Source organism: Sarcina ventriculi, assembly GCF_900456775.1.
In the GTDB taxonomy this organism is placed as follows: Bacteria; Bacillota; Clostridia; order Clostridiales; family Clostridiaceae; genus Sarcina; species Sarcina ventriculi.
In genome coordinates this window covers 289,664-304,541 of the sequence record NZ_UAUL01000008.1, presented here as the reverse complement: position 1 = coordinate 304,541, position 14,878 = coordinate 289,664, and the positions used below count along the sequence as shown (strand labels likewise).

Below are 14,878 nucleotides of genomic sequence, written 5' to 3'. Positions count from 1 at the left end.
TATTTTTTTAATCCATATAAATATTTAATGAATGTTTATCTAAATTATATGTCACATCTTTTCTTTCAACGATTACTCTTATTTTATCCATAATTTTTTCATCACTTAATATTTTAGTTATAAGTTCTTTGGTTGGATTCATTGCAAAAGGATTTCCTACCGCTTTAAACATAGTATAATCTCCTGATGTATCACCATATGCATAACTTTTGTCTAAATCAATATCATATATATTTTTTAACTCTTCTATAGCTTTTTGTTTGCTTTCTCCATCCCACATAGGAAGTATTTCACCATTATACTTATTATTATTATCTAATTTATATATTGTCCCCCTATAGTCATCCATGTTATACTTTTTAGACATTTCTCTAACAAGTTCTTCAGGTGATCCAGAAATAGCTATAACTATATGACCTTGTTCCTTATGCCACTTTATTCTATCTCTTGAGAATGTATAAACTCTATCTCCTTTTTGCTCTATAACTTTTTTAGCTATATAATTTATATGATATTGATCTAACCCACGTATAGCATCCATATATATGTCAACCATCTTCAATAAATATGTATCATATAATCCTTGTCTTCTATCCCATTTTAAGTAAGCTGGTCTTACATCATTTTGCCACTTTTCTTCATCTACTAATTCATATTTTATAATTTTTTTAAACACTTCTGTAATAAGACCTTCTCTATAAATCGTCCCATCTATATCAAAAAAAGCCGCAATCTTTCCCATTTCATCCTCCTACATACTATATCTTTAATTTTTAATAAATTATTAACATTATAAAATAGAAGTGCTTACAAATCAATGTAAACACTTCTTAAAATCTTAATTATTTTTTAAATATTAAACAATAGTTCTGTATAACTTGGTAAAGGCCATATATCTTCATCTACAATCATCTCTAAACTATCTACATCTTCTCTTAAAGAATTCATATTCTCAAATACATCAAACCTATAACTATGTGCTTGATTATATGAATCATCCATTTTTTCTGCCTTTATAACTGACTCTTCAAGAATTTTAACCTTAGCATCTATAGTAGATATCAAATTTGATACTTCTTTTAATAGATTTCCTTGAGCGGAAATGTCTATTCCAAGCTCAGTAGCATTTATAGCATTTATAGATTCAGCTATTTTTGTTGAGAACTTAATACTAGCAGGCAATATTTGTTTTTTAACTATTTCCATAGCAGTTAATGCTTCTATATTTATAGTTTTACTATAGTTTTCCAAAGAAATTTCATAACGAGCTTCCATTTCTTCTCTACTTAAAACATGATGTCTTTCCATGAGAGCTTTATTTTTTTCTGCATTTAATGCTTCTATAGCTTCTACTGTTGTTTTAATATTAGGAAGACCACGTCTTTTTGCCTCTTCAACCCAAGCATCTGAATATCCATTTCCATTGAATATTATTTTTCCATGGTTTTTAACAACATCAGCTATTATAGTATTTACTTCTTCATCTACATTTTCAGCCTTTTCTAATCTATCTGCATAATTTCTTAATACATCTGCAACCATTGTATTTATAATAAAATTTGGTCCTGCAATTGAGCCTGATGAAGGTGGCATTCTAAACTCAAATTTATTTCCTGTGAAAGCAAATGGTGATGTTCTATTTCTATCTGTCGCATCTTTAAATAGTATAGGAAGTGTAGATACACCTATTGACATATTAGTTATGCCTTTAACCTTATCTTTTCCTCCAATTTCTATTTGTTTTAATATTTCAGTTAATTGCTCACCTAAGAACATAGAAATTATAGCAGGTGGAGCTTCATTTGCACCTAATCTATGATCATTTCCTGGATTTGCAGCTGATTCTCTTAAAAGTTCTGGATACTCATCAACCGCTTCTATAACAGCACTTAAAAATAATAAAAATTGCTTATTCTTCTCTGGTTCTTTTCCAGGCTCTAAAAGATTTTGTCCATCATCAGTTGCCATAGACCAGTTGTTGTGTTTTCCAGATCCATTTACACCAGCAAAAGGTTTTTCATGTAAAAGGCAAACTAAATCATGTCTTAAGGCTACTTTTTTCATTATTTCCATAACTAATTGATTATGATCTGTAGCTATATTAGTTGTAGCAAATATAGGGGCTAATTCATGTTGTCCAGGAGCTACTTCATTGTGCTCAGTTTTAGCTGATACTCCAAGCTTCCAAAGTTCTAAATCAACTTCTGCCATATACTTTGCTATTCTTTCTTTTATAGTTCCAAAATAATGATCATCCATTTCTTGTCCCTTTGGAGCCATTGCACCAAATAATGTTCTTCCTGTTAATATAAGATCCTTACGTTTATCATACAGTTTTTTATCAACTATAAAATATTCTTGTTCTCCACCTACTGTTGTTATTACTTTTCTAGCTGTTGTATTACCAAGTGCTCTTAAAACTCTCATAGCTTCATTAGATATACTTTCCATTGAGCGAAGAAGTGGTGTTTTTTTATCTAATGCTTCACCATTATATGAGCAAAAAGCTGTTGGAATACATAAAGTTTTATCTTTTATAAAAGCAGGTGAAGTACAATCCCACGCTGTATAACCTCTTGCTTCAAAAGTAGCTCTTAACCCTCCTGATGGGAAAGAAGATGCGTCTGGTTCTCCCTTTATAAGTTCTTTTCCTGAAAACTCAAGGATAACTCCACCATCATCTGTTGGGCTTATAAAAGCATCATGCTTTTCTGCTGTTATTCCAGTTAATGGTTGAAACCAATGAGTAAAATGAGTAGCACCTTTTTCTATTGCCCAATCCTTCATAGCATTTGCAACAACGTTAGCAACCGCCGAATCTAATGGTGTTCTTTCATTTATTGTATTTTTTAAAGCTTTATAAGTAGCTTTTGGCAGTCTTTCCCTCATAATCTTATCATTAAATACGTTTGATCCGTATATTTCACCTAATTTGTCCATGAACATTGCCTCCTAATTTTTAAACATATAAAAAGCGTCCCCTAATATATTAGCCCCTATAATTTAGAAGCCAACATATAGAAAACGCCGTTGCTTTCTTTTAAATAAACTTACTTCATTTATAAATCACACGAATATTATAATATTTCACCTTTGAAATATTAGTCATTTATTACAAAGTAATAATATCATACCTTAAATATTTGTTCAAGAGTTTTTAAGATTTTTTTTAATAATATATTATTAATCTCAAGTTAATTTTGTTACTATTCATTTTCTATTTTATTAAGCTTAAATTTACCCATCTCATAATCAATATCATATTTTAAACCATCTCTTAAATCATCAAAAAGAATCTTATCAACTAATAACGGCTTTAACTGTGTATTTATAACTCTTAAAATTTCACGAGCTCCAAACTCTTTAGAAGTTCCTGTATCTGCTATATATTCTATGACACTTTCTCTAAATGTTACATTTATATTTTTATTTTTTAATCTCTCATTAAATATAGCCAATTGCTTTTTAACTATATTTATTGACATATCTTTATCTATATCATTAAAAACTATAATTTTATCCAATCTATTTCTAAACTCTGGGCTAAAAAATTTTTTAACCTCTTCATTTATTATATCCTTTTTAACTTCTCTATCTAAAAATCCAACAAGATTTTTACCAACATACCTAGCACCTGCATTTGATGTCATTATAATAATTACATTTTTAAAATCTGCCTTTCTTCCCTTATTATCTGTAAGTGTTGCATAATCCATTATTTGAAGAAGAACATTTAATATATCTCTATGTGCTTTTTCAACCTCATCTAGTAAAAGAACACAATTTGGCTTTTTTCTAATTGTATCTGTTAAAAGACCACCCTCTTCATAACCTACATACCCTGGCGGAGAGCCTATAAGTTTTGAAGCTGCATGCTTTTCTCCATATTCGCTCATATCAAATCTTACAAATTCTATGCCTAAACTATTGGCTAATACCTTTGCAATCTCTGTTTTACCAACGCCAGTTGGTCCAACAAATAACATAGAAGCTACCGGCTTATTTTCATCATTAAGCCCTGCTCTTGACATTTTTATACATCTAACAACATTTTCTATAGCTGTATCTTGACCAAAAATATTTTTTTCATTGTTGCTTCTAAGTTTTTTAAAGATTGAACCTCATTTCCTTCTACTGTTTCTTTAGGAATATTACACATCTTAGCTATTATTTTTTCAATGATACCCTCGTCTATCTTTTTAGTTCGTGTATCTTTTCTAACCATTGACATATACGCTCCAGCTTCATCTATTATATCTATAGCTTTATCTGGAAGATATCTATCATTTATATATTTTGAACTTAAATTAACAGCACTTACAAGCGCTCTATTTGTATATTTAACATTATGATAATCTTCAAAATTCTTCTTTAATCCCTCTAATATCTTAACTACTTCACCTTTCGATGGCTCCTTAACATCAATTATTTGAAATCTTCTACTCAATCCCTTATCTTTTTCAAAATACTTTTTATATTCATCATAAGTTGTTGCACCTATAAATTTTATCTTTCCTTCTAAAAGGTAACTTTTTATCAAACTAGCTCCATCTAAAGAACCACCTTCTAACGCACCTGACCCTACAATAGTGTGAATCTCATCTATATATACGATTGGATTTTCCCTTGTCATAATTTCATCTAATAAAACCTTCATTCGCTCTTCAAAGTCGCCTCTATATCTAGTTCCTGCAAGAAGAGAACCTACATCTAGTGAAAATATTTCAGCATTTTTAAGTTTTTCTGGTACCTTTTTCTCTACTATAAGTTTTGCAAGACCTAAGGTTATAGCTGTTTTTCCAACTCCAACTTCACCAACATGTATAGGATTATTTTTTGTTCTTCTACAAAGTATTTGAATAGTTCTATCTAAAATATCTTGCCTTCCAATTAACGGATCTTTATTTATTTGATTAACCTCTTGAGTTAAATTTTTAGCATATTTTTTTATTATAGTTTCCTTATCCAACTTTTCTGCATCATCATATTCATCATTTAAATTATTGTCTAAAAATATTTCATCGTTTGAATTTTCAAGCATTATTTCACTTTCTCTATGACAAAGATCAAATAATAAATCTCTTTTATTTATTCCTTGTTCATTTAGATAATACACAGCGTAACTATTTTCAAGCTCATAAAGTGCAGAAATTATATGTTCTAAATCTATTTTATTTTTACCACTAAATACAGCCTGTTGAGTTGCTATAAACAATATATTCTCCATCCCAAAGCTTTCCTTAGCATCTTTTCCTTCAACTTTACTAACATATTTATCTAAATAATCATTTAAATTATCTGTTAACTTTTGAGCGTCACCCCCGCAACCTTTTATAGCCTCTAAAAATCTTTTATTTTTTAAACTAGCTAATAACAAATGCTCTGGAGTAACATATTCATGCCTTTTATTATTTGCAATTTTATAAGCTTCTACCAAAATATCATTCACGGTTTTAGTTATTTTCAAATTTTATTCCTCCTCTACTGTAAGTTTGAAAGGAAACCCACTTTCAGAAGCCATTTTCATAGCTACAGTAAGTTTTGTTAAAGCTATATCATAAGGATATATTCCAGCTATTCCTATGCCTTTATTGTGAACCTCTAACATTATTTTATTTGCATCTTCTATACTTTTATTAAATATAGTAGATAAAATCTCTACCACAAACTCCATTGTTGCAAAATCATCATTATACATAAGTACCTTGAAATTTTTAGGTTTTTCTATTTTTATTTTATTCTTTTTTGTACTTTTTATATCAAATTCCATAGTGCCTCCTAGCTTGTAATCCATAATGTTTAATAATTACCAATTTATACTTTTATACAATTATATTAAAGAAATATTATAATTATCATTTAATTTTTAATGATTATTTAAACTTTTAACCTCATATTCTTCAAATCTATAAATCTGTCCTGTTGGATTTTTTTTATTTTTAGGCACTTCTTCTAAAAACATATTATATGGTCTTACAAATCTACCACAATCTCCATATAAAGCTCTATATAAAACTAATTTTTCTTGGGTTTCTGAATGAATTACTATATCCTCAACTAAATATAAATCTCCTTTAAAATGTCTAAATATCTTTCCTTTTGACTTTTCTAAATCTATCATAATTTATATTCTCCTTAAATTTTCATCTTTATATGTGGTATATTAACTTCATAATATACATCTCCAAATTCTTTAAATCCCACACTTTTATATAACTCTTTAACATATTCTTGTGCGGAAATTGTTATGTGCTCTTCTTTAAGTTCTTCTTGTATATATTTTATTAAATTTTCTAAAAGTTTTTTAGCCAATCCTTGTTTTCTATAATTTTTTAATACTAAAACTCTACCAATTGAACACTCATCATAACTTAATCCTTTTAAAACTATTCTTCCATAGGCTATAATCCTTCCATTATCTTTAAAAAATCCGTGATAACAAACCTTATCTTTATCATCAAAATCCTGTTCATCTACTATCTTTTGCTCCATAATAAAGACTTCAAATCTCGATTTTACAATTTCATAAAGTTCATTTGTATTTAAATCATTAAAATGTTTTATTAAAAATTCCATAAATTCTCCTTTATAATATAAATGGTATAGCAAATTTTTTAAGCTATACCACAATGTCTATTTTAAAATTTATAAACTTCCATTTCATTTATTGCTTTTTCAACAAGTGTATCTATATCTAAAGCTTCTTCTGATTTTCTAATTTCTAAAACTCTTGGCTTTGTTTTTGGATGCTTTGGCACAAATATAGTACAACAATCTTCATATGGAAGTATTGATGTTTCAAAAGTATCTATATCTTTTGCTATATCTATAATATCTTCCTTATCCATAGATATTAAAGGTCTAAAAACTGGTCTATCAGCAACATCTGAACTAACTACTAATCCCTCCATAGTTTGAGATGCAACCTGACCTATACTCTCTCCTGTGGATACTGATTGAATCCCTCTTTTTTCTGAAAGGTAACACGCACACCTCATCATAAATCTTCTCATTATTATAGTTAACTCATCTTCTCTACATTTTTCTATTATTTCCATCTGTATTTCTGTAAATGGAACAACAAATAAATTTACCTTTTCTGTGTATTTAGCAAGTATTTTAGCTAAATCTTTAACCTTATCTTTAGCTCTTTCTGAAGTATATGGATGAGAATGATAATATATGCAGTTAAGTTCTACTCCTCTTTTTGCCATTAAATATCCAGCAACTGGAGAATCTATCCCTCCAGATAACATAAGCATTGTACTACCATTCATTCCATATGGAAGACCACCAACACCTTTTACTCTATCATCATTTGTAAACACATAAGTGCTTCCTTCTCTTATTTCAACTTGAACCTTGCATTCTGGCTTATGAATATCAACAGATACGTTATCTCCTAAATTACTTAAAACATATCCACCAACTTCTCTTGAAATTTCCATAGAGTTTTTAGGGAAATTTTTATTTGCTCTATTTGTTTCTATTTTAAAAGTTTTAGCATTGCTTTCTTTAACTCTTCTTAAAGCCTCTTCTTTTATATTATCTAATGTTCCTTCAATTTCTGTAACTATTGAAACTTCTTGAACACCAAAAACTCTCCTCACTCTATCTACAATTTCATCTAAATCATTAGATTTTATAAACCATCTTCCTTGATCTAATACTATTTGATGTTCTACATCTTTTAATTTTTTAGTTATATTATTTTTTAATTTTTTTTCAAATTTGTTTCTATTTAATCCCTTTAAAAATATTTCAGGTGCATATTTAACTAATACTAATTTATTCATATCTTTATTCTCCTTAAAAATTTTAATGATTCCTTTAAAACATCTATCGTATAATCTATTTCCTCTTTAGTGTTATACCTTGAAAAACTAAATCTTATAGCTCCTTGTATATACTCTTTAGTAAGCCCTATAGCATTTAATACATGACTTCCTTTAGCTTGTACTGATTTTGAAGAACACGCTGAACCAGTTGAAACAAAAATCCCTTTTTCTTCTAACATATGTAAAAGAACTTCAGCTCTAACGCCTAAAAATGATACATTTAATATATATGGTATTATATTTTTATCAATTGGGCTGTTTATTTTTATATCATTTATTTCTTCTAATCTTTTTATAAAATATTTTTTTAATTCTAAAATCTTTTCATAATTTTTATCCATACATTCAAATGCTACATCACTAGCCTTAACAAAAGATAAAATTCCTGGTAAATTTTCTGTTCCAGATCTCACGCCGAATTCTTGTCCACCACCTTCTATCAAAGGATTTAAATTAAGACTTTTTCTTATATAACAAAAACCAGTTCCTTTTGGTCCATGTATCTTATGTGCTGAAGCAGTATAAAAATCTATATTACATTTTTTAACATCTACTTTTATTTTTCCGTATCCTTGAACTCCATCAACATGAAATCTTGCACGATTACTAGTATTTTTTATTATATTCCCTATTTTTTCTAAGTTTTGAATTGAACCTATCTCATTATTAACTTGCATTATAGATATAAGCACAGTATTTTTCTTTATAGAATTTTTTAATTCATCTAAATCAATAAATCCAAATTTATCAACATTTAAATAAGTGACTTCAACACCTTTTGTTTCTAAATATTTTAAAGTATTTAAAACACTAGCATGTTCAAATTTAGTTGTTATAATATGATTACCCTCTTTTTCAAAATTTTTCAGAATCATATTATTACTTTCACTTCCACCTGACGTAAAGAAAATCTCTTCTTTTACTGCACCTATTTTTCTAGCAATATCTTGTTTAGCTTCCATAAGCTTATTATGACACTTTAAACCTAAGCTATGTAAAGAAGATGGATTGCCATAATAATTTATCATAGCATCTTTCATTACCTCTACAACTTCCTCTAAAGGTTTAGTAGTTGCACTATTGTCAAAGTAAATATCCATACTTCCCATCCTTTCTTAATTTTATTCTGTTTATTATTTTAACTTATATAACACAAAAAGAAAATAGGTATCTATGAATAAACCTTCATAACACACCTATTTCTCCATAGCAATAAGCTCTACTTCCTTAACACCATAAAGTTTTTTAATATCTTTTAATACATTATTAAAATTATCTTGCATAGATGAAATGTCCATAGTTACAGTTACGTGTGCTATACCATTTATCGGTATACCTTGATTTATAATCAATATATTTCCTCCAGCTTCTGAAAGAAAAGTTAAAATAGAGGATAAAACTCCTTTTTGATGAATAACTAACATATTAAATATAACTTTAGTTCCCTTTGACGCCATATCAGAAAATTCAAATACAAAATCTTTATATTTATAATATACACTTCTACTTATTCCAGCTATTTTAGTAGCCTCTGTTATTTCCTTTACTTTTCCTTCTTTTAATATTTTTTTTACATTTATAACCTTTTCAAAAACATCAGGTAATACTTTTTTATCTATTATTAATAAATTTTCACTCATATATTTATCACCTCTATGTATTGTAAAAAAGCTATAAAATCTTTACCTATTATGAATAGATAAAGACTTTATAACTTAATTTTATCTACATTAGATTATAATATATTATATATAACATTAAAACCCCTAATTGCTTATTGCTATTTTTTTAAATCTAATGTTTTTTATTATTTAATCCCCAAATTTCTATATACACTATATCATGTATTCCGATAAAATACAAGTGTTTTTCTACAAAATACATTTTTTTATTTGTTAACACAATACCTGTTTAGCAATCTCTACTGATTGTTTTGCATCTTTTGCATAAAAATCAGCTCCAATTTTTTTAGCATATTCTTTAGTTAATACAGCACCTCCAACAAAAACTTTTACATCTATATTATTTCTTCTGATTTCCTTTATAGTATCCTCCATGCTTTTTAATGTTGTTGTCATAAGTGCACTTAACCCTATTAATTTAACTTTATATACTTTTAATGCTTCTATTATTTTTTCTATTTCAACATCTTTTCCTAAATCTATAACTTCATAACCATAATTTTCAAGTATTATTTTCACAATATTTTTACCTATATCATGAATATCGCCTTTGACTGTTGCCAAAACTATTTTTCCTGCATTAATTTTCTCTTTACCATTTTTTAATAAACTCTCTTTTAAAACTTCAAAAGCCTTTTGAACAACCTCTGCAGAATTTATAAGCTGTGGCAAAAATATTTCTCCCTCTTCAAAAGAAAGTCCAACTTCATCTAAAGCTGGAACTAAATATTCATTAACTATATCTAGTTCTTCCTTTTTTTTTAAAAGATTTATGGTTTCATTTTTGACTTCATCCTTTAAACCTTTTATAATCATATATTTTAAATCCTTCTTAGATTCTTCAATTACCTCTATATTTTTTCTGTCTTTATTAAAATTATAATATTTTATAAACTCACTAGAATTTTTATCATAATTACTTAAAACATTAAATGCGCGTATAACATCCATCATCCCTTTAGAATTTGGATTCATAATAGGTAAATCTAGTCCTCTTCCTAAAGCTAAACTTAAAAATGTTTCATTTATAAGAAATCTGTTTGGAAGACCAAAAGATATATTTGAAACTCCTAAAATAGTTTTAACTACAAGCTTTTCTTTTATCATTGTTATGGCTTTTAATGTTTCAAAAACTTCTTTTTGTTGAGCTGAAGCTGTTAAAACTAAACAATCTATAAATATATTTTCTTTACATATTCCATATTCTTGAGCTCTGTTTATTATCTTGTTTGCTATTTTAAATCTTTCTTCACAAGTGCTTGGTATCCCTTTTTCATCTAAAGTAAGCCCAACTACACATGCGCCATACTTTTTAACTATAGGCAATATATTATCTAATACTTTATCTTCACCATTTACAGAATTTACTATAGCTTTCCCATTATAATACCTTAATGCCCTCTCTATAACATTTTTATCTGTTGAATCTATCTGAAGAGGCACATCTAGAATTTCTTGTATACCTAAAATAACATTTTTCATAACTTTTTCTTCATCTATATTAGGCAACCCAACATTGACATCTAAAATATCTGCCCCTCCCTCAACTTGTTCTATAGCTTGTTTTAATATATAATTTAAATCATTGTTTTTCAAAGCTTCCTTAAACAATTTTTTACCTGTTGGATTTATTCTCTCACCAACCACTTTAACACCATCTATTTCTACAAATTTAGAAGGAGTACATACAGCACATATATTTCTTTTCTCTCTTTCTTTAATATTTTTATCTTGTATTTTTTCTCTAACGGTTGCAATATATTCTGGAGTAGTTCCACAGCATCCTCCTAAAATATCCGCACCTAAACTTAAAAATTCAACCATATAATTTGAAAATTCATTTTTATCTATATCATAAATTGCTACCCCTCCATTCATTTTTGGAAGACCAGCATTTGGCTGCACTATAACTTTTTTATTCGCAACCTTTAATATTCTCTGTATTATAGGCTTTATTTCTTTTGGTCCTAAGGAACAATTTACACCAATTGCATCTACTCCTAAGCCTTCTAAAGTTATAACCATACTCTCAGGAGTACACCCTGTAAACGTCCTTTCGTTTTCTTCAAAACTCATTGTACAAAATACAGGAAGATTACTATTTTCTTTTGCTGCTAAAACAGCCGCTTTTGCTTCATATAAATCTGTCATGGTTTCTATTAATATAATATCTGCACCAGATTTCACACCTTGAAGTATTTGCCTTTTAAATATCTCATATGCTCTATCAAAACTTAATGTTCCCATCGGTTCTAAAAGTTGCCCTATAGGTCCTATATCTAATGCAATTTTTACATTTCTATCTGCAACCGCTTCTTTAGCAATATTTACAGCACTGTCTATTATTTCCTCTACTGTGTATCCATATTTTTTAAGTTTAAGCTCATTTGCTCCAAAAGTATTGGTTGTTATAATATTAGCCCCTGCATTTATATATTCTTTATGAATATCACAAATTATATCTTTTTCACTTATATTAAAGCACTCTACTCCATTTTCAAGGCTTAAACCTTTTTTTTGAATCATAGTTCCCATTGCACCATCAAATAGTATTATTTCCACAGATATCACCCTTTCTCTTGTATAAACAATCTTTATTTTTTAAGCAAACAGCACATTTTTGTATTTGTTTTTCTATATTCTCTTTTGATATCCCAATTATTGCTGTAACTGATTTTCTGGGTATTAAAATATTATTTTCTGAACATGTAAGCCCTATTTCTTTTGGGCAATTTAAAAGATTTATAAAATCACTTTGAATCTCTATTGGTAAATCTCCATAACCTGGACTATACCTTGTTGTTATAAATCTATTTTCTCTTTTCATATCCTTTTTTATCTCTTCTTCTAATGAATCACAAACTTCTTCAATAGCAGTTGTTCCACAACAATCTATAATAATTGATTGTGATAAAGACTTCTTTTCATAAAGTCTAAATAATTTTTCAAAATCATTTCCTAATGTTGTTGCTATTAAAAAACATTCATCACATAATCTTAAATGTTTCTCTATGTCTTTTCCCATTAAAATAAAATTCGTCCCTTTTAATAATATTCCCTCTTCTACCCTTACTATTTTATATCTTTTAATTACATATCTTAAATGTATATAATTTTTTACTAATTGTTTTATTGTCTTAATATCATCCTTTATTTGTTCATCTAATATTTGTCCACCATATCCTAAATATCTTAAAATCTCAATTGTATTTATTTTAATTTCTTCCAAATTCATCTATACTCCTTTTATTTATGCAACTTACTATTGATGATATATTATTTATTATACTTTTGGCAACTATTGGATTGTTCATAGTATATATATGAACTCCTTTGACTCCTGAAGACACTAAATCTATTATTTGTTCCACTGAATAGGCTATTCCAGCATCTCTTAATGCTATAGCATCATATTCGTATTTATCTACTATTTTCATAAATTTTTTAGGAAAAGTAGCACCACATAAAGAAATTATTCTCTCTATCTGTTTTTTATTTACAACAGGCATAACACCAGCTTGTATAGGAATATCTATATTCGCACTATAAACCTTATCTAAAAAATTATAAAATATATTATTATCAAAAAATAATTGCGATACTAAATTATTAACTCCACAATCAACTTTCAATTTCAAATTTCTTATATCTTCATCTAAAGTAACACACGCTGGATGTCCTTCTGGATAACAAGCACCTGCAATATTAAAATCATTATACATTTTCACATAAGAAATTAAATCACTTGCATATTTAAAATCACCACAAGTACAATTTCCTGTAACATCTCCCCTAAGAGCTAATATATTTTCTATATTGTTATTTTTTAACAGTTTTAAAATTTTATCTATATCTTTTTTAGTTGATTTTATACATGTTAAATGTGCAACTGATTCTATATTATACTCATTCTTTACTTTACTAGCTAAATCTATTGTTTTATTATTAATAAACGATCCTCCAGCACCATAGGTTACACTTATATAATCTGGCTTTAAAATTTTTAACTCATCTAATGTATTATATATTTTGTTCACATCACCATTAGGTTTTGGTGGAAATATTTCAAAAGATATTACGACCTCTTTTTTATTAAAAATTTCACTAATTCTCAATTACTAATCCCCCCTAAAATAAAAACGCCTAAGAGAAATATCCTAGACGTTTATACAAATACAGTATATAACAAAAATATCTCTTATCTTTCAGTAAAAACTGCAGGATTTAGCACCATAAAATTGGTTGCTGGGCTTCATAGGGCCAGTCCCTCCACCACTCTTGATAAGTATATTAAATTGATTTTTATTTATTATTCTTTAATTGTTAAATTTTAGAAAATATAAATAAGTTTATTTATATTTATATGCTAAAACTTTATTAAATAGAACTTTTAATAGTTAATATAGTTGTTGTTTCATGACATTTATAATATGCTATAATTATATTGTCATTATCTAAATTATTATAAATTTTAATATTATATTACTTATAAGGAGGTGAATCCGTTAATATATAAACTTAAAGTAAAGTTTATATGATTTAAAACGGATTAATAATGTTTAGATCATTTAAATGGTATATACTAGGATACGTAGGAACGTTAGTTGCTTTTATTCCTAAAGAAAAGGAAGCTCAAAAACTACTTGCTGAAGGAAAAATAGATGAGATGAATAATATAGTTTGTCTAGGCACAAGAACTATATCACAAAAACTAATAAAACTTTCCGATTCAACTGTAAATGTTCATGGGCTTGAAAATATCCCTGAAGGACCTGTCTTATTTGTCTCTAATCACCAAAGCAATATGGATATTGCTATAATTTGTGGATTTATAGACAAACCTAAAGGTTTTATTGCTAAAAAAGAATTAAAAAAATTACCTTTAATAAATAAATGGATAACCCTAGCAGGTTCTATATACTTAGACAGAGAAAACCCTAGAAAGTCTATGGAAGGAATATTAGAAGGTATTAAAACTTTAAAAAATGGACACTCTCTAGTAGTTTTTCCTGAAGGTACTAGAAGTCGTGGCGATAAAATGGGGGAATTTAAATCTGGAAGCTTTAAATTAGCAACTAAATCTAAAGTTCCTATAGTTCCTCTTACAATTGATGGGACTTATAGAGTTATGGAAGCTAACAAAATACTAATTAAACCTAGTAATATAAACTTCTATGTTCACAAGCCTATATACACAGACAAACTTTCTAAAGAAGAAATTACAAAATTACCAGAAACAGTTGAACATATCATACGAAGCAAACTCCCAAATAAAGGAGAATAATTATAGTTGATTTAATATTTTTGATAAAATATTAAATCTATCTTGTTTATTTTGCATTATACAAAAATAAGAGC

General features: G+C 27.6%; 12 protein-coding genes, 1 pseudogene and 1 riboswitch. Of the genes and pseudogenes, 1 reads left to right on the top strand and 12 read right to left on the bottom strand.

The features are described 5' to 3' along the window. Window positions 1–7: 7 nt before the first annotated feature. The 12 genes and pseudogenes from DR020_RS08115 to metF form a co-directional block, all read right to left on the bottom strand. Complete coding sequence (locus DR020_RS08115; RefSeq protein ID WP_112365680.1) at window positions 8–742, bottom strand: HAD-IB family hydrolase; 735 nt, start codon at window positions 740–742, stop codon at window positions 8–10. A gap of 107 nt (window positions 743–849) precedes the next feature. Then, the gene (locus DR020_RS08110) at window positions 850–2,940 is read right to left on the bottom strand and encodes a glutamine synthetase III family protein (protein WP_112365679.1); all 2,091 of its coding nucleotides are present in this window, start codon (window positions 2,938–2,940) and stop codon (window positions 850–852) included. Between the two features lie 266 nt (window positions 2,941–3,206). Further along, window positions 3,207–5,467: pseudogene (locus DR020_RS08105) on the bottom strand (AAA family ATPase). A gap of 3 nt (window positions 5,468–5,470) precedes the next feature. Next, on the bottom strand, window positions 5,471–5,770 hold the full coding sequence (locus tag DR020_RS08100; protein ID WP_112365678.1) for an ATP-dependent Clp protease adaptor ClpS: 300 nt from the start codon (window positions 5,768–5,770) through the stop codon (window positions 5,471–5,473). Window positions 5,771–5,866: 96 nt separating this feature from the next. After that, window positions 5,867–6,121: a DUF1653 domain-containing protein gene (locus DR020_RS08095; protein ID WP_055257110.1), complete on the bottom strand. Its 255-nt coding sequence runs from the start codon at window positions 6,119–6,121 to the stop codon at window positions 5,867–5,869. 14 nt (window positions 6,122–6,135) lie between these two features. After that, window positions 6,136–6,576, bottom strand: coding sequence for a GNAT family N-acetyltransferase (locus tag DR020_RS08090; RefSeq protein WP_112365676.1), 441 nt, complete (start codon window positions 6,574–6,576; stop codon window positions 6,136–6,138). 62 nt (window positions 6,577–6,638) lie between these two features. Next, complete coding sequence (gene thiI, locus DR020_RS08085) at window positions 6,639–7,796, bottom strand: tRNA uracil 4-sulfurtransferase ThiI (protein WP_055257112.1); 1,158 nt, start codon at window positions 7,794–7,796, stop codon at window positions 6,639–6,641. Then, window positions 7,793–8,938 (bottom strand): cysteine desulfurase family protein, encoded by a 1,146-nt coding sequence (locus DR020_RS08080; protein WP_055257113.1) that lies wholly within the window; start codon window positions 8,936–8,938, stop codon window positions 7,793–7,795. Before DR020_RS08080 ends, thiI begins: the two co-directional genes overlap by 4 nt. Before the next feature lie 96 nt (window positions 8,939–9,034). Continuing rightward, window positions 9,035–9,478, bottom strand: coding sequence for an ACT domain-containing protein (locus DR020_RS08075; protein WP_055257114.1), 444 nt, complete (start codon window positions 9,476–9,478; stop codon window positions 9,035–9,037). Between the two features lie 255 nt (window positions 9,479–9,733). Next, the gene (locus tag DR020_RS08070) at window positions 9,734–12,055 is read right to left on the bottom strand and encodes a homocysteine S-methyltransferase family protein (RefSeq protein ID WP_112365699.1); all 2,322 of its coding nucleotides are present in this window, start codon (window positions 12,053–12,055) and stop codon (window positions 9,734–9,736) included. Between the two features lie 7 nt (window positions 12,056–12,062). After that, window positions 12,063–12,755, bottom strand: a complete 693-nt coding sequence (locus tag DR020_RS08065; RefSeq protein WP_112365675.1) for a vitamin B12 dependent-methionine synthase activation domain-containing protein — start codon at window positions 12,753–12,755, stop codon at window positions 12,063–12,065. Further along, window positions 12,736–13,635: a methylenetetrahydrofolate reductase [NAD(P)H] gene (gene metF / locus DR020_RS08060; RefSeq protein WP_112365674.1), complete on the bottom strand. Its 900-nt coding sequence runs from the start codon at window positions 13,633–13,635 to the stop codon at window positions 12,736–12,738. The genes DR020_RS08065 and metF overlap by 20 nt, the downstream gene beginning before the upstream one ends. A gap of 80 nt (window positions 13,636–13,715) precedes the next feature. Then, window positions 13,716–13,808, bottom strand: a riboswitch (SAM riboswitch). Between the two features lie 267 nt (window positions 13,809–14,075). Between metF and DR020_RS08055 the strand changes: the two genes are divergently transcribed. Continuing rightward, window positions 14,076–14,804, top strand: a complete 729-nt coding sequence (locus DR020_RS08055; RefSeq protein WP_055257117.1) for a lysophospholipid acyltransferase family protein — start codon at window positions 14,076–14,078, stop codon at window positions 14,802–14,804. Window positions 14,805–14,878 lie beyond the last annotated feature (74 nt).

Excerpts from the sequence above, each read along its gene's own strand:
- DR020_RS08110 (WP_112365679.1), bottom strand. The coding sequence starts at position 2,940 with ATGGACAAATTAGGTGAAATATACGGATCAAACGTATTTAATGATAAG.
- DR020_RS08090 (WP_112365676.1), bottom strand. The coding sequence starts at position 6,576 with ATGGAATTTTTAATAAAACATTTTAATGATTTAAATACAAATGAACTT.
- DR020_RS08075 (WP_055257114.1), bottom strand. The coding sequence starts at position 9,478 with ATGAGTGAAAATTTATTAATAATAGATAAAAAAGTATTACCTGATGTT.
- DR020_RS08055 (WP_055257117.1), top strand. The coding sequence starts at position 14,076 with ATGTTTAGATCATTTAAATGGTATATACTAGGATACGTAGGAACGTTA.
- DR020_RS08095 (WP_055257110.1), bottom strand. The coding sequence starts at position 6,121 with ATGATAGATTTAGAAAAGTCAAAAGGAAAGATATTTAGACATTTTAAA.
- DR020_RS08080 (WP_055257113.1), bottom strand. The coding sequence starts at position 8,938 with ATGGATATTTACTTTGACAATAGTGCAACTACTAAACCTTTAGAGGAA.
- DR020_RS08100 (WP_112365678.1), bottom strand. The coding sequence starts at position 5,770 with ATGGAATTTGATATAAAAAGTACAAAAAAGAATAAAATAAAAATAGAA.
- thiI (WP_055257112.1), bottom strand. The coding sequence starts at position 7,796 with ATGAATAAATTAGTATTAGTTAAATATGCACCTGAAATATTTTTAAAG.
- DR020_RS08115 (WP_112365680.1), bottom strand. The coding sequence starts at position 742 with ATGGGAAAGATTGCGGCTTTTTTTGATATAGATGGGACGATTTATAGA.
- DR020_RS08065 (WP_112365675.1), bottom strand. The coding sequence starts at position 12,755 with ATGAATTTGGAAGAAATTAAAATAAATACAATTGAGATTTTAAGATAT.
- DR020_RS08070 (WP_112365699.1), bottom strand. The coding sequence starts at position 12,055 with ATGGGAACTATGATTCAAAAAAAAGGTTTAAGCCTTGAAAATGGAGTA.